Source organism: Streptomyces sp. NPDC079141 (assembly GCF_040686775.1).
In the GTDB taxonomy this organism is placed as follows: Bacteria; Actinomycetota; Actinomycetes; order Streptomycetales; family Streptomycetaceae; genus Streptomyces.
In genome coordinates this window covers 1-21,167 of the sequence record NZ_JBFBLP010000033.1, presented here as the reverse complement: position 1 = coordinate 21,167, position 21,167 = coordinate 1, and the positions used below count along the sequence as shown (strand labels likewise).

Genomic DNA, 21,167 nt, shown 5'->3' with positions numbered 1-21,167 from the left:
TTCCCCGCACGTGTGACGGCTAGTACTACGTTGCGGAAAGTCCCCACGGACGAGTGGATGGCCCCCGCCACCGGGTCCCGGCCAGATCGGATATGGCACTCTGACCCGGTGGTCGGGACTGGTTGGGCAGGCGGCGGGGGCTTTCCGCGATGAGCGTTGACGGGCGGGACGAGTCACACGGTGACGCGGAGGGCGGCAGCCCGGCCTCGCCACAGGTGCCGAGCCAGGGCGGACGACCGGACGTACCGGTGAGCGGCGAGCCCCCGACGGCGTCCGTTCCCGCGCAGGGCGGCGAGCCCGTGGAGGGCAGCGTCCCGGCGCAGCGCGACTGGCGCGAGGACAGCGTCCTGCCCCCGCCCAGGGACCTGCCGCCGTCCGACGCCGACCTGATCGAGCGGATGCGCTCGGGCGACGACACCGCCTACGAGGAGCTGTACCGGCGCCACGCGGAAGCGGTCCGCCGGTACGCGCGCACGTGCTGCCGCGACGGCCACACCGCCGACGACCTCACCGCCGAGGTCTTCGCCCGTATGCTCCAGGCGGTCCGCGGCGGCTCCGGCCCCGAGCACGCCGTACGCGCATATCTGCTCACCAGTGTCCGACGCGTCGCCGCCACCTGGACGAAGTCGGCGAAGCGGGAGCAACTGGTCGACGACTTCGCGGTGTTCGCCACCCAGGCCGCGCGCTCCTCCGAGGTCTCCGACGACACTGCATCCATTGGCTCCTTCGGAGCGGGGCTCGACCTGGGCGCGGACGTGCGCGCGATGCACGAGGCCGAGCAGTCGATGGCCATGCAGGCCTTCCGCTCGCTGCCCGAGCGCTGGCAGGCCGTGCTGTGGCACACCGAGGTCGAGGACGAGTCGCCGAGCGAGGTGGCCACGCTCTTCGGCCTCGACGCCAACGGCACGCGCGTGCTGGCCAGTCGCGCCCGCGAGGGCCTCAAGCAGGCCTACCTCCAGGCCCACGTCAGCGCCAGCCTCGCCAGCGACGAGGAGTGCGCACGCTACGCCGACCGGCTCGGCGCCTACGCCCGTGGCGGCCTGCGCACCCGCGCCGAGCGGGGCCTGCGCAAGCACCTGGAGGAGTGCGCCAAGTGCCGGCTGGCCGCGGGCCAGATCAAGGAAGTCGCCAGCGGTATCCCCGCCGTCGTGCCGGTCGCGGTCATCGGTTGGTTCGGTGCCGCCGGGTACGCCAAGGCGGTCGGGCTCATCGCGGGCGGTGCCGGAGCAGGCGCCGCGGGTGCCGCGGGCGCGGCCGCCGCGGCGGGCGGCTCCTCCTCGGGCGGGGCGAGCGCCGGTGGCGGCGCCGCGGCCTCCGAGGGGCTCGGCGCGCCGGTGAAGGCCGGTATCGCCGCCGGTGTGGTCGCGGTGGCCGCGGCAGCGGTGGCGCTCGCCCTGGTCGGCAACGACGAGAAGCCGCCGAAGCCGGACGCCAAGCCGCCCGTGTCCTCCCCCGCGCCCGTCGTGGAGGAGTCCCCCACCCCGAAGCCCCCGAAGAAGCAGCCGCAGCCGGCGCCGCCGGTGATCGCCCCGGAGCCGACCCCCACTCCGACGCCGAAGCCCAGCCCGACCCCCACCCCGAAGCCCAAGCCGAGCCCCACACCCACTCCTACGCCGACTCCCACCCCCACGCCCACCCCCACACCGACGCCCACGCCGCCGCCCCCGCCGGCCGTCTACCAGTGGAGCGAGCTGTCGTACGACGTCAACGGCGACGGCACCGAGCCGGAGATGCGGATCGGCGAGAGCAGCTGGGTGTGGCAGCGCTACGGCGTGACCATCGACGGCAGGCAGTACGCCCACGGCGTCACCGTGCACGGCGAGTCCTCGGTCACCATCGACCTCAACCGGAAGTGCACCTCGTACCAGGCCATGGTCGGCGTCGACGACATGAACATGGGTCTGGGCAGGGTGTACTTCTCCGTCTACGCCGACGGGGTCCGGCTGTGGCGCTCCGACATGGTCCACGGCAATGACCCGGCGGTCCCCGTCTCGGTGAACATCTCCGGGCGCAAGACCGTCCGGCTGGTGGTCGAACCGCACAACCACCTGGACAACCTGATCCTCGCGGACTGGGCGGAGTCGAAGTTCGCCTGTTCCTAGGCGCGTCGGGCCGCCGCCCCCGCCCCCAGCGCGCCCCTTTGGGGCGTGATCCCGGCGGGGACCGCACGCGCGCGTGCCGGTGTGCCCGTCCAGCAGGTGCCGCGGCGGGCGAGCAGGCGGCGGAGCCACAGTTCCAGCGAGACCAGGTCCGCCAGGCCGTCCAGGGGCAGCGGTTCGCCCTCGGCCGCCGCGCGCAGGGCCTTGCGGACCACGCGCGCCTCCACCAGCCCGGCCTCGGCGAGCAGGGGCGTGCCGAACAGGGCCATCAGGTCGTCGGTCGCCACGCGCAGCCCGGTGCGGGCCGCGACCGCCGCCGGGGCGTGCGAGGGGGCGCCCCAGCCGGGCGGGAGGTCGGCGACGCCGGCGCCCTCCAGGACCGTACGCAGGATCGCGGCGCGCGCGCCGGGCTGGACGCGCAGGGCCTCGGGGAGCGCGCGGCAGGCGCGTACGACCTGGTTGTCCAGGAACGGAGCGTGCAGGCGCTGGAAGCGGATCTCGGCGGCCTGCTCCAGGATGCGCAGGTCGGCCGCGTGGCGGGCAAGGGCGGCCCGCGCGCGGTAGTCGCCGGGGCGCTGGCCGGGGCCGACTCCGGAACGGCCCGGACCGCCCTGGAGGCGAACCGATACTTCAGCGAGTGCCTCGCCGGTCAGCCAGCGCGCCGCTGGGCCCGGTCTGGCCCAGGCGAGCGCCGCGAGCGACGCGCCCACGGCGCCTCCGGGGTCGTCGAAGCGGCGTTGCAGCAGGCGCTCGGCCAGGGCCTCAAGGCCGGTGCGGTAGGGCGTGCGCGCGAGCTTGCGTGCCGCGCCGTACACGCGCGCGGGGACCAGCACCGAGCCGTCGGCCTTGGCGAGTGCGGCGACCGGGCGCACCAGGTGGCGGCGCTTGCGGTCCATCAACAGGTCGGTCAGGCGCGCGGGATGGGCGTCGAGGACCTGGCGGGCGCCGTAGCCGGTGAAGTGGTCGGCGCTGCCGGCCGCCAGCCGCGCCCGGTGCCGGGCCGCCGTCACCAGGGACGGTCCGGGCTCGTCCGTGAGGGGGCCGTCGAGGTCGGCGTACGGGAGTGTCTCCTCGCCGCCGGTCACCACGACGTGGTGCAGCCGCGGATTGGCGGCGAGGGTGCCCGCCCGCTCCAGCTCGGCCTCCCTGCCGCCCACGGCGAGGTCGTTGAAGGTGACCGCCAGCAGCCGCTCCCCCGCGCCCGTGCCGTGCCCCAGGACCGTGCCCGGCATGCCCGGCAGGCCGGCGGCGAGCAGCGCCAGCGTGCCGGAGGCCGGGCCGCCGGACAGGTCGGCGCCGATGCCCGGAACCGGCATCCCGCGCGCGGCACGCCGTTCGGCGGGCCCCATCCCCGGGACCGGCCCGGGGTCGATGTCGGCGCCGGGGACGTGCCGGGGCGCGGACAGCCGGGCGCGCACCGCCTCCACGAGGGCGTCGCGCACACCGTCGACCGCGCTGTCCGGGTCGGCCGAGGGGGCCGCGACCGCGAGGGAGGCGACCGGCTCGTACCCGGCGATCTCCCGCGCCCCGGCGCGCAGGATCAGCGCGTGCCCCGGCGGAATGCGCCGTACGCCGTCGTAGGGGGTGGAGTCGTGCAGGGCGGCCGGTACGTCGGGGGCGGCCAGAAGCGCCGCCAGGTGCCCGAAGTCGAGGTTCGCCTCGATGAGGTCGGCGAGCGGCAGCGCGGCCGTCGAGTACGCCGTACCGCCGGCCCAGGGGGTGTAGAACACCGGCCGGGCGCCCGCCAGATCGCCGCACACCATGACCCTGCGGCCGACCTGGACGACGGCCGTGTAACTGCCCGGCCAGGCCGTCAGATGCCGAAGTGCCCCTCCGCGCGCGGCGAACAGTCCGACCCGCAGCTGCTCGTCGCTCGCCCCGCAGGTACCGAGGACGGCGATGCGGTTCTGCGCGTCGGCCTTCACCACACGCACCTCGTCCGGACGCCAGTCGCCGACCGCCCACAGGGGATCAGGATCGCCCCACAGGAGTTGGGACCCCACCGGGTGCACGGTCTCGCCGTCGTGCCCGGTGGCCCCCGCGGAGCCGATCTCGGCGGCTCCCGCGGCGGTGCTGCTCCATCCCACCAACCACCGCATCGACGCCTCCACAGCCTGTGGACAACCAGTGCACCGCACGAACCGGTTCACCATGCTGCCATGAAGGACGCGCTGTGGAGGGGCGGTGGAGCCGCTTGAGATCCGCTAAATGCGCCCCCGTGGGCGCCCCCGTGCCGGGCCGAACACCCGGGCGGGACAAGGGAACCGCCCCGCGCCTGCGACGCGAATGCGCCCCCGATTCGCTCCCCCAGGACACCCTTCGCGCCCTCAAGTTCCGTGGTGGGAGCGGTATTCACCCCTGAGAGGCGGGGTCGATTTTCAGCCAAATCGGCAGACCGAAGCCAGCGTCGGACACGCTCCGTACAGGCCCTGCGCACTACTTGGCGTGCGCGCAGTCCGAGGGGCGGGACTCGCCCCCCGGACCGTTCCGCCGCCCGCGGGGATGGAGGCGGCGGTGTCCCCCAGCCCACTGGATCCAGTACAGCGGGCCGACCCACGCGCGTTCCATGGAAGCGCTCCCCGGATGGCCGGAGAAGAGCGCACGCACGGGCGCACGGCCACACAGCGGGAGCACAGCGCAACCGTCCGTACCTGAACCGCACTTCAGTACGGACCACAATCCCGCCATCCGGAACAATGCCCCTTAACGCTTGGGATGCGGCGAACTACGCTGGGTTTACGAATGCCGCGTGGTTATGCCAGCGCGGCAGCCGTCTGTGTCGAGGGGTGGCGCATGTCCAGGGAGCAACGCGGGCCGAACGAAAAACTCGGCGCCGTTCTCGCCCTCGCGGGAATCAGCAACGCAGGACTCGCGCGACGCGTCAACGATCTTGGCGCTCAACGCGGGTTGACTCTTCGCTACGACAAGACGTCGGTGGCGCGCTGGGTGTCCAAGGGCATGGTGCCGCAGGGCGCCGCGCCGCACCTCATCGCCGCCGCCATCGGCCAGAAGCTCGGCCGCCCGGTGCCGCTCCACGAGATCGGCCTGGCGGACGCGGATCCCGCACCCGAAGTGGGCCTCGCCTTCCCCCGTGACGTCGGCCAGGCGGTGAAGTCGGCCACGGAGCTCTACCGGCTCGACCTCGCCGGCCGGCGTGCCGGCTCCGGCGGCATCTGGCAGTCGCTGGCCGGATCCTTCGCAGTCAGCGCATACGCAACGCCCGCCTCACGGTGGCTGATAACCCCGGCCGACAGCTCGGTGGCGCGCGAGGTGAGCCCGTCCGAGGGTTCCGGCGCACCGGCCAAAGTCGGCCACAGCGATGTGCAGAAGCTGCGGGAGGCAGCCGAGGACGCCAGGCGCTGGGACTCCAAGTACGGAGGCGGCGACTGGCGTTCGTCCATGGTGCCCGAGTGTTTACGGGTGGAGGCGGCGCCGCTGCTGCTCGGCTCCTACTCCGACGAGGTGGGCCGGGCACTGTTCGGTGCGAGCGCGGAACTGACCCGGCTGGCCGGGTGGATGGCCTTCGACACCGGTCAGCAGGAGGCCGCGCAGCGGTACTACATCCAGGCACTGCGGCTCGCGCGCGCGGCGGCAGACGTGCCCCTCGGGGGGTACGTCCTCGCGTCGATGTCGCTGCAGGCGACGTACCGGGGCTTCGGCGACGAGGGGGTCGACCTCGCCCAGGCCGCACTGGAGCGCAACCGGGGCCTGGCCACCGCCCGCACCATGAGCTTCTTCCGTCTGGTGGAGGCACGCGCACACGCGCGCGCGGGTGACGCGCAGGCGGCGGGCGCCGCGCTGAAGGCGGCGGAGGGCTGGCTGGAGCGGTCGAGGGAGGGTGACAACGACCCGTCCTGGCTCGGCTTCTACTCCTACGACCGCTTCGCCGCGGACGCCGCGGAGTGCTACCGCGACCTGAAGGCGCCGCGGCAGGTACGGCGCTTCACGGAGCAGGCGCTGTCGAAGCCGACGGAGGAGTTCGTGCGGTCGCACGGACTGCGGCTGGTCGTCTCGGCGGTGGCCGAGCTGGAGTCGGGCAACCTCGACGCGGCGTGCGAGCAGGGCGTGCGGGCGGTGGAGGTCGCGGGGCGCATCTCCTCGGCGCGCACCACCGAGTACGTGAAGGATCTGCTGCACCGGCTGGAGCCGTACGGGGACGAGCCCCGGGTGGTCGAGCTGCGGGAGAGGGCCCGGCCCTTGCTGATGGCTCCGGCGTAGGACTTCCGCCTCCGGGTTTGAAGGCATTGTCAGTGGCGCAGTGCACTATCGAAGCCGGAGGTGGAACGCGTGCGGAAGATCGCTTACGACTGTGACGTGCTCGTGGTCGGCGGGGGGATCGTCGGGCTGTCCACCGCGTATGCGATCACGCGGGCCGCGCCGGGGACGCGGGTCACCGTGCTGGAGAAGGAGGCCGGGCCCGCCCGGCACCAGACCGGGCACAACAGCGGGGTGATCCACAGCGGGATCTACTACCGGCCCGGCTCGCTGAAGGCGCGGTACGCGGTGCGCGGGGCCGCCGAGATGGTGAAGTTCTGCGCCGAGTACGACATCGACCACGCCGTCACCGGGAAGCTGATCGTCGCGACCGAGCGGGCGGAGCTGCCGCGGCTGCATGCGCTGGTGCAGCGCGGGCGGGAGAACGGCATCCCGGTGCGGGAGCTGGGCCCGGCGCAGATCGAGGAGTACGAACCGGAGGTGCGCGGGCTCGCCGCCATACATGTGGGGACCACCGGGATCTGTGACTTCGTGGGGGTCGCGCGGCGGCTGGGCGAGGCGTCCGGGGCGGAGATCCGGTACGGCGCCGAGGTCGTACGGGTGGATCGGCGGCCGTCGCTCGGGGTTGCCGTTCTCACGGCCGGCGGGGACGTCGTCCGCGCGCGGGTGCTGGTGAACTGTGCCGGGCTCCACTGCGACGAGATCGCGCGGCTCACCGGGGACGAGCCGGGGATGCGGATCGTGCCGTTCCGGGGGGAGTACTACTCGCTGGCGCGGCCCTCGCTGGTGCGGGGGCTGGTGTATCCGGTGCCGGATCCGGCGTTTCCGTTCCTCGGGGTGCATCTCACGCGCGGGATCGACGGGGATGTGCACATCGGGCCCAATGCGGTGCCGGCGCTGGCTCGGGAGGGGTACGGGTGGGGGGTCGTGCGGCCGCTTGAGCTGGCCGGGACGCTCGGGTGGCCGGGGTCCTGGCGGATGGCTCGGCAGCACTGGCGGTACGGGGTGGGGGAGCTGCGGCGGTCGGTGTCCAAGGGGGCGTTCACGGAGGCCGTGCGGCGGTTGTTGCCGGTGGTGGAGGAGGGGGATCTGGTGCCTGCGGGGGCGGGGGTGCGGGCGCAGGCGGTGTTGCGGGACGGGACGTTGGTGGACGACTTCTTGATTCGGGAGGGGGCGCGGGTGGTGCATGTGCTGAACGCGCCTTCGCCTGCGGCGACCGCTTCGCTGCCGATCGGGCGGGAGGTTGCGCGGCGGGCGTTGGGGGTGCTGGGCGGGGTGTGACGGGCCGGGCTCGGGTGCGCCAAGGGTTTCTCGCCCCCGCCGCCCCTACCCGTCCTCCAGGGGCTCGACCCCGCCCAGGGGCTCCGCCCCTGGACCCCATCGGCCTGAACGGCCTCGTCCTCAAACGCCGGACGGGCTGGTGGGTCCTCCTCCCGTAAAATCAATCCCACTGTGTCTGACTCCATCAACGCCCCCGAAACCCCCCAGCCCCCCGCCCACCGGCCAGGGGTGTCCATTCGGCATACCCGGGACAAGGGGGAGCCGCGGTTTCCTGATGGGCCCAAGGCTGATCCGGCCGGGTCGCACTTCGAGCGGCGGATTCGGAGTTTTCAGCCGCGGCGGAGTCGGGTGACGGCCGGGCAGGCGGACGCGTTGCAGCGGCTGTGGCCGAAGTGGGGGCTGGACATCGACGGGCAGCGGGTCATCGACCTGGGTGAGCTGTTCGGGAACGACAACCCCGTCGTGCTGGAGATCGGGTTCGGGATGGGCGAGGCCACCGCGCAGATGGCCGCCGCGGATCCAAGGACCAACGTGCTCGCCGTGGACGTACACACCCCTGGGCAGGGCAATCTGCTCAACCTCGCCGATCACCATGGTCTGTCGAACGTCCGCGTCGGCAATGGCGACGCCATCATCCTGCTGCGCGAGATGCTCGGCCCTGACTCGCTGGACGGTCTGCGCGTGTACTTCCCGGACCCCTGGCCCAAGAAGCGGCACCACAAGCGGCGGCTGATCCAGCCCGAGTTCCTCAGCCTCGCCGCGACCCGGCTCAGGCCCGGCGCGATCGTGCACTGCGCGACGGACTGGGAGCCGTATGCCGAGCAGATGCTGGAGGTGCTGACCGCGCATCCGGAGTTCGCGAACACCCAGGCCGACGGCGGTTTTGCGCCGCGTCCGGAGTTCCGGCCGCTGACCCGTTTCGAGGGCCAGGGACTGGACAAGGGACATGTGGTGAACGACCTGCTCTTCCGCCGCGTACAGCACGCATAACGAACCCCCCACCGGCGCCTGAGTCCAGCTCGCCCTCCTGCGGGCTGCGCCCTTCCCTCGTTAGGGTCAATGCCGTGGCCACCTGTCCCCCGTACCCGACGCAGCCCACCGGTCCCGCCGGCGGCGCACTGCGGCACGCGCACTGGTGGCAGCGATGGGGGTCCCCCCGAGACCGAGCGCAGTCGAGGGCTTGGGGGAGGGTGCGCTACGGCGCGCTGATCACTCTTCTGACGCTCTCCGGGCTGGTCATCCTCGCCCTGGTGCGCGAGCAGACCGGCACGCAAGGGTTCCTGGTCGGTCTCGGCCTCGCCGTCCTGCCCGTGCCGCTGCTCATAGCCGCCTTCCGCTGGCTGGACCGGGTCGAGCCGGGCCCGTGGCGGAATCTGCTGTTCTCCTTCGCCTGGGGCGCCTGCGCGGCGGCGCTGATAGCGATCGTCGCCAACAGCTTCGCGACCAGATGGATAGCGACGGCCACCGCCGATCCGTCCAGCGCGGACACCCTCGGGGCGACCGTCATAGCGCCGATCGTGGAGGAGTCGGCCAAGGCCGCCGCCGTACTGCTCGTCTTTCTCTTCCGGCGGCGCGACTTCACCGGGATCGTCGACGGGGTGGTGATAGCCGGGGTCACCGCCACCGGCTTCGCGTTCACCGAGAACATCCTCTACCTCGGTACCGCCTTCGGTACCGACCAGCTGACCGGCGACTCGGGCATCGCCTCCGTCACCGCGGCGACCTTCTTCGTGCGCATCGTGATGTCGCCCTTCGCGCACCCCCTCTTCACCGTCCTCACCGGCATCGGCTTCGGCATCGCCGCGCTCTCCGGCGACCGGCAGCGCTGGCGGCGTGTCCTGCTGCCGCTGTCCGGGCTGCTGCTCGCCATGGGCATGCACGCGATGTGGAACGGCTCGTCCACGTTCGGGCCGTACGGCTTCTTCGCCGTGTACGCGGCGATCATGGTGCCGGCCTTCGGGCTGCTGACCTGGCTGGTGATCTGGACGCGGCAGCGCGAGCTGCGCACCGTGCGGGAGGAGCTGCCCGCCTACGCCGTCGCCGGGTGGCTGACGCCGGGCGAGCCGTTCGCGCTGGCCTCGATGCGGGCGCGGCGCCTGGCCCGGCAGTACGCGCGGCGCCACGCCGGGAAGCGGGCGGCGCGGGAGGTGGCGCAGTACGAGGCGTACGCGACCTCCCTGGCGTTCCTGCGGCACCGGGGGCGTCGCGGACGCGCGGGCGCCGACTTCGTCGTACGGGAACGGGAGCTGCTGCACGAGCTGTGGCGGCGCCGGGAGATCGCCCGCCCGGCCCTCGACCACGCCGCCCGGGTCAGCGCGCCGCCGGTGGCCGCACCGCCCTGGCCGGTGCACGGCGTGCACGGCGTGTACGGGTATCCGGCGCAGCCCGCCTACCCCGCGCAGCCTGCGTACCCCGCCTATCCCGCGTACAACCCGTACCGGTCGTAGGACAGCTCACCGGCCGTGCCACGCGAAACCGGCAGCCCTGACGTCGGGGGGTGAGCGTCAGGACTGCCGGGGTTCAGTGAGCGCGTGCGTTCAGGGGGTGAGGCCCTTGCTGCGCAGCCAGGCCAGCGGGTCGATGCCGGAGGTGGAGCCCTCGGGGTGGACCTCCATGTGCAGGTGCGCCCCGGTCACGTTGCCGGTCGCGCCGACGCGGCCGATGACGTCGCCCGTGGTGACCTTCTGCCCGACGCTGACGCTGATCGACGACTGGTGGGCGTACCAGATCTCGGTGCCGTCCTCCAGGGTGAGCACCGTCTTGTAGCCGTAGGAGCCGTCCCAGCCGGCCGAGGTGATCGTGCCGGTGTGCACGGCCTTGATGAGCGTGCCCGTGGGCGCCGCGAAGTCGAGGCCGGTGTGGTACCCGGAGGACCACAGCGAGCCGGCCTGACCGAAGGTCGAGGTGATCGTGTACGAGGAGGTCGGCAGCGCGAACTGCTTGGCGAGGGCGGCGAGGCGCTCGGCCTCGGCCTTCTCGCGGGCCTCCTCCTCGGCCTTGGCCTTGGCGGCGGCGGCCTTGGCCTCCGCCTCCTTCTCGGCCTTCTCCGCGGCTTCGGCGGCGGCCTTCTCGGCGGCAGCGGCGGCGGCCTCGGCGGCCTTGGTGTCGACCTGGTCCTGCTGCTGCTCGGCCTGGGCGATGATCCGGGCGCGCAGCGCCTCACCGGCGTCGGCGGCGCCCTGGTCGGTGTCGGTGGAGGTGACGCCGATGTTGCTGAGCGGGGTGGCCTCGGTCGCGGGGGCCTCGTCCGCGGAGTCGTTGATCAGCGGCAGGTCGGGCATGGTGATCGCGACCGGCGGCTTGCCGGACTGCGCGCTGGCCATGCCGCCCGCGCCGACGGCGGCTATGACGCCGACGCCGAGAACCGTGGAGCTGCGGGCGAGTCCCCCGCCGCGCTGCTTGGCGACCCGGTGCTTGCCGCGTACCGGGCGAATGGATTCCGCGGTCGGGTTCCACTCCTCCCACGGGCCCTCGTCGGTGCGGTAGCCGCCGTAGCCGAAGGTGTCGTCACTTCGCTGGCTCGGCACGAACGGGGCTTCAGGGGCAGGGCGGTTGGACGCCACGTGGGCGTGCTCCTTTCCTTCCTTCTCGCCTACCGGGTTAGCTGACGGGTTCGGAGCAGGAAGGTCTCCTACGCGCGTATATCAGCCGCTTCCGCATGGCTGACTACGCCCGATTCACCCCAAGTTGGTGGTTCCCCGGTTCCCTTGCAGGATTCGGCGCGTGCGCACGGAGCCGACTCTTGTGACGGCTGGGACGACCGCGCTGCGTTATCGAACGTTAATAGACCCGGGGCTCGGATTCCAAGCCGTTCCACTTGATCGTTAACGTTTTCAGCCTGGACTTTCGGGTCACCGGGGGTCTAAATCGGGCGAGTTGGCCAAGGCTCAGGAGCCACACAGGTAATGACGGTATGTCAGTTGTTATGCGGAGGGCGCCCACGCGATCACCCCCGGTGACAACGATCAAGGGCGGCGTACGGCCAGCAGTGCCATGTCGTCCGTCATGCCGCCCCCGGAGTGCAGGCGCACCTCATCGGCGAGGGTGGCAAGAAGTGTGCGGAGCTCGGGGAAGGTGCGGCCGGTGAGCCGCTGCTGGGGGTCGTAGAAGGCACCGTGCCGGTCGCGGGCCTCGGACAGGCCGTCGGTGTAGAGCAACAGGGTGGCGCCGGCCGGGAAGACGGCCTCCGCCGCGCGGTCGGGCCAGCTGCCGAGGTCGCCCATGCCGAGCGGCAGGGCGGGCTCCGGGGCCGGCAGCGGGCGCAGGGTGCCGTCGGCGTACAGCAGCAGCGGGGGCGGGTGGCCGCGGTTGACGATCCGTACGGCCCCCTCGCCGTGCGGGATCTCGGCGAGGACGGCGGTGGTGAACCCCTCGAAGGCGTCGGTGCCCTCGCGCCGGGTGCCCTCGCGCGCCAGCGCCCGCTCCAGCCGCTGCGCGACCCCTTCCAGGCTCGCCTCCTGCTCGGCGGCCTCCCGGAAGGCCCCGATGACTACGGCGACGGCGGCCACCGCGCCCATCCCCTTGCCGCGCACATCGCCGACCACGAGCCGTACGCCGTACGGGCTGTCCTGCACCGCGTACAGATCGCCGCCGATGAACGCGTCCGCCTGCGCGGCCTCGTAGCAGGCCGCGATGTCGAAGCCGCCGATCCGTTCGACGGGCCGGGGCAGGACGGCGCGCTGGGCGGCCTCGGCGATCTCGCGGGCGGAGGCGAGCCGTTCGTCACTGCGGCGCACGAGCTGGTTGATGAGGACGGCCAGGACGGAGACCGTCGCCACGGTGACCAGCTCGGTGACCGCCTCGACCTCGAAGACGATGTCGAACCTGATGTGCACCGCGAGAACGACCAGGATCGACAGGACACCCGTGAGCACGGTGCCGCGGCGGGAGAAGAGCGGGGCGGCGACCAGGGGCGCCGCGGTGAAGAAGGGGGCCGCTGAGAAGGTCTCCGGGGTGGTGTAGTCGTAGACGGCCCCGCCGACGATCAGCAGGGCGGGCAGCAGCCGGACGAAGGTACGGGCGTACGAGATCCGCCGCCGCTCGCCGGGGCCGGGGCCGGCGTCCTCGGCGAGGGTGCCGGCATAGGGCGCCTCCTCGTCCACGTCACCACCAGGCCGCACCAGTCGTCTCCCACCATGCACGCCCGCCCTCGGCGGTCACCGTCCCGTCCGTCCAGGGTTCACGGAGCGGGGGCGGGGGGCGAGCGGTGAGGGCCGACCGGATGACCGTGCGCGCACGGGAAAAACACCGAGGGCCGGAACCCTTTCGGATTCCGGCCCTCGGCCTTCAGTAGCGGGGACAGGATTTGAACCTGCGACCTCTGGGTTATGAGCCCAGCGAGCTACCGAGCTGCTCCACCCCGCGTCGGTGAAACCAATAGTACGCCATCCGCAGGCCGCAAAGCACATCGGTTTCTCAGGCGGCCGGATTGGCCGCGTGGGTGAGGGTCTCCCAGGAGACGAAAAGGCCGTCGGTGCCGGCGGGCCGGGTCTCCTCGGCGAGCCTGCGGGCGGCCGGGACGGAGCCGTGGCGGCGGTCCTCCAGGTGGTTGAGGGCGACCTCCAGGTCGGGGCCCATGGTCCGGGTGACCTTGCCGCCGCACAGCCAGGCCGGCGCGGACTCGCCCATCTGGTGGCGGGAGTGGAGCTCCAGCGCGGCCTTGAGCCGGACCTCGACCTCGCCGTAGAGGTCGACGCCCTGGTGCCAGGCGGTCTCTGCGATGTGGGCGGTGGCGGCGATCGCGTAGCCGACGTGCTGGAGGTTGCGGCAGGTCTCCTGGGAGACGCCGTCCTTGTAGGTGGCCTGCCGGAACCAGTACGAGGCGAGCTTCTGCGGGGTGTTGACGGTCGATCCGGCCGGGGTGAGCGGCAGCTTGCCGTCCTTCTCCAGGTAGAAGTACGCGGGCACGCGCTCGCGGAAGCGTTCCAGGGCGTGGGCGAAGGTCTCGCGGTCGTCGAGGAAGACGGCGATGCCGATGGCCGCGTCGGTCGTGACGAGGTCCCAGTTGCCGTTGAAGTCCGGGACCTTCCTGGCGACTTCGGGGAGGTGGGCGGTGCGGAGCATGGTCTCGAAGCGGCGCACCCGGTCGGCGGGCCAGCCCGCGCCCTCGCTGTGCCGGACGATCTCGGCGGCCCGCGCCCAGGACGACCCCGCCCAGCCGGCCTGCAGCCCGGCGTTCTCCCCGGTGTGCCGCTTCAGCTTCGCCGACCAGGCGTCCATGATCTCCCTGGCCTTCACGGCGTGCTGCCGCTTGCCGGTCACCGTGAACAGCAGGGCCTGCGTATAGGCGGCGATGGCGTCCTCGCGCTCCTCGACACACCCGCGTCCGGCCTTGTCCCCGGCAGGACAGTTGACGGTCTCGTACGGCTCCGCGCGGTACTTGTACGCGCCGTACTTGCTGTCCCGCATCCCGAGGTAGGCCTTCAGCCAGGGCTGCTTCCCGGCGGTGGCGTTCTTCCGTACGGCATCCAGCTGGGCATTGCTGACGAGAACCCCGGGATGCGTGAACGCCGCGTCCGCCGGCAGCGCACGGGCCATGGCCCGACCATCGGCCCCGGTCGCCGCGCAGGCGGTGCCGAGGAGGGGGGCGAGCAGGAGTACGGCGACAAGTCGAGCTGACCTCATAGAGGGAGCGTGGGCCTCCGGCCGGGGGTGCGCAGGTTGGGTTGGGCCGATTGGACTGGGGGGCGCTGCACCTGCATAGCTGCGGGCAGTCGTGCCGCTGGGGCGGCCCGCTGCCAAAGAGAGGCGGCACCCCGTTAGCGCCGGGTTGCGCACCCACCCCCGGTCAGTCGAACCCCGGTTCAGCTCACCAGATGCCGGTTCGGGGCCTTCGCAAAGCCCTCGTACTCCGGCAGCACCACCACATCCACCCCCGCCGCAGCCAGCACCCCGCTCCCGTCGGCCCCCGCCACAAACGTGTCCGGCTCCCGCCAAGCGGTCACCACCCTCCGCACCCCCGCATCCAGGATCAGCCGAGAGCAAGCAGCCGGACGGGACGCCCTCCGGGCGCACGGCTCCAGGCTGCTGTACACCGTCGCGGACACCAGCCGCGGATCGGCGGCGTCGATCTTCGCCAGCGCGGCCTCCTCCGCGTGGACGACCGGATCGTCCCCCTCCCGCGAGTGCCCGCGCGCGAGTTCCGTGCCGTCGGCGGCGACCACGACCGCCCCGACGCTGAACGCCGTCTCCGAGGGCGGGCACAGCTCGGCCAGTTCGCAGGCGAGCCGCAGCCAGTGGTGGTCGGCGGCGGAGGCCGACCCCCCGGTTCCGGGGGCGGTCGGCAGGTAGCGCATGAGGACCACGTCCTGGATCTGCCGGGTTTCGACGAGCCGGAGCCGGCCGGACTGGTAGCCGCCGGGGCCGAAGAGGCGCGGGGCGGCCGGGTCGCCGACGAAGAGGGGGGCCAGCACCAGCTGGAGTTCGTCGGCCAGCCCCTGCTGGAGCAGCTGGGTGTGGATCCGGCCGCCGCCCTCGACCATGAGACGGCGTACACCCCGGGCGTACAGGTCCGCCAGCAGCAGCCGCCAGTCGAGGTCGGGGCCGCCCAGCGGGACCACGTCCGCGGCCAGGCCCAGCGCGCGTGCCCGCTCCGCGCCCTTCTCCGTCGTATAGACGACCTTCTCGCCGCCCGTGTGCCAGAACCTCACCGCCGGATCCAGCTCGCCCGTGCCGCTGACCGTGACCTTGAGGGGGTACTCCGGCCGCCCGGCCGCCACCCGCGCCGCGCGCCGCTCCGGCGAGTTCACCAGCAGCCGCGGGTTGTCGGCGCGGATCGTCCCGGCGCCGACCAGGATCGCGTCCACGGAAGCCCGTACCTCGTCGACCCGGTCGAAGTCGGCCGGGCTGGACAGGAGCAGCCGCTCGGGGCCGGTGTCGTCCAGGTAGCCGTCGAGGGAGACGGCGGCGGACAGCAGGACGTACGGCTTGGGCATCGGCGCGCTCCTGAACAGACGACTGCTTGGTTCAAGTTTGAAACAAACCTACACTGGGGACATGACGACCCGCTGGCTCAACCCCGAGGAGCAGCGCGCCTGGCGCGCGTACATCGGCGCCGCCCATCTCCTGGAGGACGCACTCGACCGGCAGCTCCAGCAGGAGGCCGGCATGCCGCACCTCTACTACTCCATCCTGGCAACCCTCTCCGAGGCCCCGGAGCGGCGGCTGCGCATGACCGATCTCGCGGAGCAGCTAAAGATCACCCGGAGTCGGCTGACGTACGGGGTGACGCGGCTGGAGAAGGACGGGATGGTGCGGCGCGAGGCCTGCCAGTGGGACAAGCGCGGCAGCATCGCCGTACTGACCGAAGACGGGATGGCCGTCCTGGAGCAGGCGGCGCCCGGGCATGTCGAGACGGTCCGCAGTCATCTCTTCGACCGGCTCAGCCCCGAGCAGGTGGCGCAGCTGGAGCAGATCTTCACGGCGGTCTCCGAGGGGTTCCGGCAGGAGGAGGCCGAGGCGGCACCGTGGCGGCGGCGGTCCGGCACCTGTTCATGAGCCCGGCCACAAAATGAGCCCGGCCACAAATCCGTTGCTTCAAATTTAAAGCATGGGGTAGGGTCGGCGACCGTAGAGCTGTTTCAAATCTGAAGCAGATATGCCTACGGACCGGAGTACCCGCATGACCGACTTCCCCGCCGCCACCCCGCGCTCCCGCGTCCGCGTCCCGCTGCGCTTCGGGGACGGCTACGGCGTCGACGCCGAGCTGGTCACCTTCCACGGCCTGGCCGACGGCCAGGAGCACCTCGCCGTCGTCCTCGGTGAACCAGGACCCGTCCCCCTGGTCCGGCTGCACTCCGAGTGCCTGACCGGCGACGTCTTCGGCTCGGCCCGCTGCGACTGCGGCCCCCAGCTGCGCGAGGCCGTCGAGCGCATCGCCGAGCGCGGGGGCGTCCTGCTCTACCTGCGCCAGGAGGGCCGCGGCATCGGCCTCTACAACAAGCTCGACGCGTACGCCCTCCAGGACCAGGGCCTCGACACCTACGCCGCCAACACCGCCCTCGGCCTGCCCGAGGACGCCCGCGACTACACGGTGGCCGCCCAGATGCTCACGGCGCTCGGCATCACCGACCTCGACCTGCTCTCCAACAACCCGGACAAGGCCGACCAGCTCCGCGACCTCGGCATCGGTGTCCGCGACCGCGTGCCCACCGGTGTCTTCACCACCGCCCACAACGTCCGCTACCTGCGCGCCAAGGTCCTGCAGACCCAGCACACCCTGCCCCTGGCCGAGCTGACGGAGCGTACGGCCGGCTGACCTCCGTACAGCCGGGTCCGGTGCCCCTCGTACACCCGGGTCCGGCCAAGTTGCCCGAACGGCTGGTGTGCAGTCGTTCGACTACGTACAGTGCTGCGGCCGGGCTGTGACTGGGGGGTTGCCGTGGTGCGATTAGTGCGTGCGGGGCGAAGAACGGCGCTGTTGTGCGGGGGACTGGTGCTGCTGGGCAGCCCCTGGGCGCGGGAGCCGCTGGCAGATCTGTATCCGGACGACGGATCCGGGCTGACGGGCCTGGTGTACCGGGCCCTGTACGTGCCGTCCTGGGATCTGGCGCCGAGTTCGGAGGGCATCAGCGCGCCGCTGTACCGCGCGGGCAACGCCGCCCTGATCACGCTGGTGATCGGTGTCGTGCTGGCGCCCTGGCTGCTGACCCGGAGCCCGGTGTCCCGCGGGGTGCGGTGGCTGGCCGCGCTCGGAGCGGGCACGTTCATCTCTCTCGTCGCCGCGGTGGTGTCCTGGGCCGTTCTTGAGGCCGACGAGGACGGGGCCCGGATGGTCTTCGGCGTGTCCGGGGAATCGGCGCTCGTCCGGTTCCTCGTGGACGGCCTGGTCTTCGGTGTGCTGCTGGGCCTGGTCCTGGCAGTCGCGTTCGGCGGGACCGGTACCCGCGCAGCCATGTCCCGTATCCGTGAACGGAGCAGCACCGTGGCCCTCTCCCCGCCCGACGCCCACGGCCGTGTCCTGGGTCCCACCGCGCCCGACGACACCACACGTCAGCTCTGCGCGGCCGCCTACACCGACTCCGCCTTCACCCGGCACGTCGTCGAGGACGTCCTGCGCGACGAGCTCGGCGCGGTCGCGTCCTCGCCGGGCGTGAATCTCGTGCCTGTCGTAAGGCACAGCCTGGCGGCCCGCCGGCTGCACCAGCAGCGCGACCGCACGCTCCTCGCGGTCTACTGCCTGATCGTGGCCTTCGGCCCGCTGTGGCTGGTCTTCGCCAAGCTCGCCTTCAAGGCGCTGGCCGCCGCCTCCCGGGTTCCGCAGCGCACCGTGCGCGGGCGCGAACCGGTGGCCGCGGCATCCGCCGTACGGTGGCTGGTCGCCACGATCGCCGGACTGCTGCTCACGGGCGTCCTGCTGGGCCTCGGTCTGTCGGCGCTGCCGCTGCCGGGGTGGCTGAGCTGGCTGTTCGGCGGCTATGCGCTGGGCATCCCGCCGCTGCTGGCGGTGGTCGCGGGCGGGGCGTGGGCGTTCTGGACCATGGCCCAGGAGGAGCGGACCGTCGACGCGCGCCTGCGCGAGAAACTGCGGCGCGACACCTTCGACGCGGAGGCCGTGCCCGAGCCCGTCGAGCCGTGGGCCGCCGCCGGGGTGCGGTCCGTGGCCGAGGCACAGCACGGCAACGTCACCGTCTACAGCGGGTTCTCCCCGTTCGTCGGGCAGGGCGTACGGCAGTCCCAGTGGGCGCTGTCCCTTCCGCTGCTGCCCGCCCAGCCCGGAACCGCACTGCCCGGAACCGCCCTGCCCCTGGCCGGCTTCGACACCTGGGACGTGGTGCAACGGCTGCGCGCCCGGCTGAAGGAGGCCGCCGAACGGCACGCCGTCGCGCTCTCCGACGGCGGGCCGAACGGGCAGGCCGGCAAGCTGCCCGACGGCGCCCCGAGCCTGGCGGGCCTGCTCGTGGAGGACCGCGTCTTCGTCAGCGGCAACCGGCTGAGCGACGACCGCCGCCTGCTGCCCGGCCTGCTCCAGGCGCCCGCCGCCCGGCTGTCCGAGTCCGTCGTACGGGACATCGCGCTGGACCCGCAGGGCGCTCCCCGGCACTGCCTGGCCGCCCATCTGCCGCTGTGGGGCGGTGCGGTGGTGCCCAGTCAGCTGCTGCACATAGCCGTGGTGGGCCGCACCCTGCACCTGCACTGCGACCGCCACGTCCTTACCCCGCTACGGCCCGCTCTGCGCGGCGTCGACCTGCTGCCGGCGTCCCCGACCCCGGCGCACCGGGCGGGCCTGCTGCTGTCGGCCCTGCGGCGCAGCGGCGACGCCCTGTTCGGCGCGCCCCGGGCGGTGCTGGGCGACGCCTACCGCGAGTGGGCCAGACCGCGCCGCCTGCGCCGGGAACAGGCCGCGGCCGGCACGGACCCCGCGTTCGACCGCGGAGCACGCACGAGCATCCGCGAGCGCGCCCAGAGCGCCGAGTACCTCGACCATTTCCAACGCGTCGACGCCGAGCGGGCGTTCGCCGCCCTGGACCGGCACGCCCTGGCCGCCGTACGGGACTTCCTGGACGAGCACGGGGTGGACACCGCCGACTTCGGCACCCAGACGCAGACCATCCTCAACCACGGCGTCCTGCAGACCGGCGGGGTCAGCGTCGTGGGCAACCAGGCCGTCGGCCAGGGCGCGCAGGCCACCACCCAGAAGGCCACGGCCCCGCAGTAAGGAGCACAGGATGACCCAGCAGCCCCCCGAGAGCGCCAACTTCGGCGTCCAGCAGTACGGCGGCCAGAGCCAGGTCGCCAACCAGGCCGTGGGCCCCGGAGCCCGGGCCGTCGCCGGCCACGTCTCCTTCCAGTCCCTCACCGCCGACCAGCGCACCCAGATCCACGACCGGCTGGCCCTGATCGAACGCCTCCTGGACGAGCACCGCGCCGGCCTCCCCGACCAGGACTCCCCGCGCGCTGAACTGCGCCGACTCCGCGAGGAACTCGACGAGCCCACCCCCGAGCCGGGCGTCGTACGCCGCGCCCTCGACCGCCTGACCGCCTTCGCCGAACCGGTGGCCCCGCTGGCGGCGGCGGTGGCCGCGCTCACCCAGGCGGTCGGCACCTTCTGACGCGCGCTGGTGCGCGCCTGCGCCCTCGGCGCAGGAATCCTCCCGGACGAGCTGCGAGGAGAACTGACGGCTGCTCTGCGTGCCGGCGACGGCATGCCTGGAACCGTACTTCCAGACGGAGGTTGGTGGTGCAGGCCCGGAAGTTAGGGTTCGCTCATGACGACTCGAAGCATCGCGGTGACAGGAGCATCGGGGAACGTCGGCGGCGCTGTCGTAAAGGGTCTCGTGGACGCCGGGCGCACGGACGTAGTCGCGCTGGTCCGAGACCCGTCCCGAGTGCCTGGTTTCCAACGGGTGGCGGAGGTGCGCCGAGCCGACTACGGGTCGCGTGAGGAGTTCGGAGAGGCGCTCGGCGGTGTCGGCACGCTGGTCTTCGTCTCCAGCGATGGTGAGGCGGCCACAACGCTCATCCACCACGGCAATGTGCTGAACGCCGCCGTGTCGGCGGGTGTCGAGCATGTGGTGTATCTCAGCATTCTCGATCTGGAGGAGGAGTCACCTTTCTGTTTCGCGCCGCTCCACCGTGAGACCGAAAGGATGCTGCACGACCTGGGACTCTCCCACACCGTTGTGCGCTCTTCCGTCTACAGCGAATTCTTCAGCCGCTGGGTCCTCACATCGACATCAACCGGCGAGCTTGCTTTGCCCATGGGGGACGGAAAGGTCTCCCTGGTCTCGCGTGATGACGTTTCGCGGTGCCTGGTCGAGTGCGCCGTCCGCCGCCCTGGCTCATTGGTGAAGGCCACCGGCCGGCAGAGCTACGCTCTCCCCGAACTTGCCGACCTCGCCGCACGGTTGGGCACCCGGCCCATCAAACCCACCGACATCGATCCGGTGGAGTTCTGCGTACGGCTTTTGCAGCAAGGCGTGACACCGTGGTGGACCTACGCCTTCAGCAGCATGTTCGAGTCAGTGCGCGAGCAGCGCTTCGCAGAGGTCACCGCCGACATCACCAGCCTGACGGGGCGCAACCCTGTCGGATTCCACGAAACCGCCCAATTTGCTCTTCAGGCATCGCTTTCCGGAAACCGTGGCAGTGGGAGTGACTGAAACCCGGCGCCCCACGTCGAGCTGGAATCCGGCAAGCGCCCGAAGCCCCTCCTCTGATGGTGTGGACCCCCGAAGCACCTCCGTCGCGGCGAGGCGGTCGGCCAGGACTGGCACGAGGTCGACCTCGACGCCGGCCTCATCACTCCTGCCAACGACGCAGCGTCCGAGTCGACCGAAGCCGACCCGGACGCTGCGTAGCAGGTCAGAGGGGGTACCCCCTCCCCCGCACCCGTAGGCCCTGTGGGACTCGAACCCACAACCAATGGATTAAAAGTCCTGGCCAGAGCTTGATGGGTGGTTCCGGACGCTTCTTGGGTGTCCGGAACCAACAGGTCGGAGAGGACTTCGGAGGATGCACGATCCACTCGGTGATCGTCGGGCCTTCCCCCGTGATGGTGGACACGCTTCGTTGATCACGCGGCGAGCGTGAGCTTAGCCGCGTGGTGCCGGCGTTCGTATTCGTTGGGGTTGA

The 21,167-nt window shown here is 72.2% G+C and carries 15 protein-coding genes, 1 tRNA gene, 1 pseudogene and 1 riboswitch; of the genes and pseudogenes, 11 read left to right on the top strand and 6 right to left on the bottom strand.

What is annotated here, in order from left to right:
* Positions 1–149 precede the first annotated feature (149 nt).
* Positions 150–2,102: a sigma-70 family RNA polymerase sigma factor gene (locus tag AB0Q90_RS41505; RefSeq protein ID WP_363165897.1), complete on the top strand. Its 1,953-nt coding sequence runs from the start codon at positions 150–152 to the stop codon at positions 2,100–2,102.
* On the opposite strand, the gene AB0Q90_RS41500 is transcribed toward AB0Q90_RS41505, so the two are convergent.
* A complete protein-coding gene (locus AB0Q90_RS41500; protein WP_363165896.1) occupies positions 2,099–4,198 on the bottom strand; it encodes an asparagine synthase-related protein in 2,100 nt (699 codons plus the stop codon). The genes AB0Q90_RS41505 and AB0Q90_RS41500 overlap by 4 nt on opposite strands.
* A 694-nt stretch (positions 4,199–4,892) precedes the next feature.
* Between AB0Q90_RS41500 and AB0Q90_RS41495 the strand changes: the two genes are divergently transcribed.
* The 4 genes from AB0Q90_RS41495 (at position 4,893) to AB0Q90_RS41480 (ending at position 10,042) form a co-directional block, all read left to right on the top strand.
* Positions 4,893–6,317 (top strand): MFS transporter, encoded by a 1,425-nt coding sequence (locus AB0Q90_RS41495; RefSeq protein WP_363165895.1) that lies wholly within the window; start codon positions 4,893–4,895, stop codon positions 6,315–6,317.
* A gap of 60 nt (positions 6,318–6,377) precedes the next feature.
* A complete protein-coding gene (gene lhgO / locus AB0Q90_RS41490; RefSeq protein ID WP_363165893.1) occupies positions 6,378–7,595 on the top strand; it encodes an L-2-hydroxyglutarate oxidase in 1,218 nt (405 codons plus the stop codon).
* A 171-nt stretch (positions 7,596–7,766) separates the two neighbouring features.
* The gene (gene trmB / locus AB0Q90_RS41485; protein WP_363165892.1) at positions 7,767–8,585 is read left to right on the top strand and encodes a tRNA (guanosine(46)-N7)-methyltransferase TrmB; all 819 of its coding nucleotides are present in this window, start codon (positions 7,767–7,769) and stop codon (positions 8,583–8,585) included.
* Between the two features lie 74 nt (positions 8,586–8,659).
* Entirely contained in the window at positions 8,660–10,042 is a 1,383-nt protein-coding gene (locus AB0Q90_RS41480) for a PrsW family intramembrane metalloprotease (protein ID WP_363165891.1), read from the top strand.
* A gap of 90 nt (positions 10,043–10,132) precedes the next feature.
* Here AB0Q90_RS41480 and AB0Q90_RS41475 read toward each other — a convergent pair whose 3' ends face one another.
* The 5 genes from AB0Q90_RS41475 to AB0Q90_RS41455 form a co-directional block, all read right to left on the bottom strand.
* A complete protein-coding gene (locus AB0Q90_RS41475) occupies positions 10,133–11,158 on the bottom strand; it encodes a M23 family metallopeptidase (protein WP_363165890.1) in 1,026 nt (341 codons plus the stop codon).
* Positions 11,159–11,169: 11 nt separating this feature from the next.
* Positions 11,170–11,327, bottom strand: a riboswitch (cyclic di-AMP (ydaO/yuaA leader).
* 233 nt (positions 11,328–11,560) lie between these two features.
* Positions 11,561–12,625 (bottom strand): PP2C family protein-serine/threonine phosphatase, encoded by a 1,065-nt coding sequence (locus AB0Q90_RS41470; protein ID WP_363165903.1) that lies wholly within the window; start codon positions 12,623–12,625, stop codon positions 11,561–11,563.
* Positions 12,626–12,885: 260 nt separating this feature from the next.
* A tRNA-Met gene (locus tag AB0Q90_RS41465) sits at positions 12,886–12,959 on the bottom strand.
* A gap of 51 nt (positions 12,960–13,010) precedes the next feature.
* On the bottom strand, positions 13,011–14,132 hold the full coding sequence (locus AB0Q90_RS41460; RefSeq protein WP_363165902.1) for an alginate lyase family protein: 1,122 nt from the start codon (positions 14,130–14,132) through the stop codon (positions 13,011–13,013).
* Between the two features lie 266 nt (positions 14,133–14,398).
* Positions 14,399–15,529: a dihydrofolate reductase family protein gene (locus AB0Q90_RS41455; protein WP_363165889.1), complete on the bottom strand. Its 1,131-nt coding sequence runs from the start codon at positions 15,527–15,529 to the stop codon at positions 14,399–14,401.
* A gap of 61 nt (positions 15,530–15,590) precedes the next feature.
* On the opposite strand from AB0Q90_RS41455, the gene AB0Q90_RS41450 reads away from it, so the two are divergent.
* From AB0Q90_RS41450 to AB0Q90_RS41425, 6 genes and pseudogenes are all read left to right on the top strand, one after another.
* Entirely contained in the window at positions 15,591–16,091 is a 501-nt protein-coding gene (locus AB0Q90_RS41450; RefSeq protein WP_363165888.1) for a MarR family transcriptional regulator, read from the top strand.
* A 124-nt stretch (positions 16,092–16,215) separates the two neighbouring features.
* Positions 16,216–16,851, top strand: a complete 636-nt coding sequence (gene ribA, locus AB0Q90_RS41445; RefSeq protein WP_363165887.1) for a GTP cyclohydrolase II — start codon at positions 16,216–16,218, stop codon at positions 16,849–16,851.
* Between the two features lie 162 nt (positions 16,852–17,013).
* A complete protein-coding gene (locus AB0Q90_RS41440) occupies positions 17,014–19,251 on the top strand; it encodes a hypothetical protein (protein WP_363165886.1) in 2,238 nt (745 codons plus the stop codon).
* Positions 19,252–19,261: 10 nt separating this feature from the next.
* On the top strand, positions 19,262–19,645 hold the full coding sequence (locus tag AB0Q90_RS41435) for a DUF5955 family protein (protein WP_363165885.1): 384 nt from the start codon (positions 19,262–19,264) through the stop codon (positions 19,643–19,645).
* A gap of 156 nt (positions 19,646–19,801) precedes the next feature.
* Positions 19,802–20,695, top strand: coding sequence for an NAD(P)H-binding protein (locus AB0Q90_RS41430; protein WP_363165884.1), 894 nt, complete (start codon positions 19,802–19,804; stop codon positions 20,693–20,695).
* Positions 20,696–20,851 (top strand): annotated as a pseudogene (locus AB0Q90_RS41425) (site-specific integrase); the annotation flags it as partial.
* Between the last annotated feature and the right edge of the window lie 316 nt (positions 20,852–21,167).

What these genes read in the sequence shown, in the direction of transcription:
- AB0Q90_RS41495 (WP_363165895.1), top strand. Translation starts at nt 4,893, where the DNA reads ATGTCCAGGGAGCAACGCGGGCCGAACGAAAAACTCGGCGCCGTTCTC.
- AB0Q90_RS41500 (WP_363165896.1), bottom strand. Translation starts at nt 4,198, where the DNA reads ATGCGGTGGTTGGTGGGATGGAGCAGCACCGCCGCGGGAGCCGCCGAG.
- AB0Q90_RS41430 (WP_363165884.1), top strand. Translation starts at nt 19,802, where the DNA reads ATGACGACTCGAAGCATCGCGGTGACAGGAGCATCGGGGAACGTCGGC.
- AB0Q90_RS41505 (WP_363165897.1), top strand. Translation starts at nt 150, where the DNA reads ATGAGCGTTGACGGGCGGGACGAGTCACACGGTGACGCGGAGGGCGGC.
- AB0Q90_RS41460 (WP_363165902.1), bottom strand. Translation starts at nt 14,132, where the DNA reads ATGGCCCGTGCGCTGCCGGCGGACGCGGCGTTCACGCATCCCGGGGTT.
- ribA (WP_363165887.1), top strand. Translation starts at nt 16,216, where the DNA reads ATGACCGACTTCCCCGCCGCCACCCCGCGCTCCCGCGTCCGCGTCCCG.
- AB0Q90_RS41450 (WP_363165888.1), top strand. Translation starts at nt 15,591, where the DNA reads ATGACGACCCGCTGGCTCAACCCCGAGGAGCAGCGCGCCTGGCGCGCG.
- AB0Q90_RS41455 (WP_363165889.1), bottom strand. Translation starts at nt 15,529, where the DNA reads ATGCCCAAGCCGTACGTCCTGCTGTCCGCCGCCGTCTCCCTCGACGGC.
- AB0Q90_RS41435 (WP_363165885.1), top strand. Translation starts at nt 19,262, where the DNA reads ATGACCCAGCAGCCCCCCGAGAGCGCCAACTTCGGCGTCCAGCAGTAC.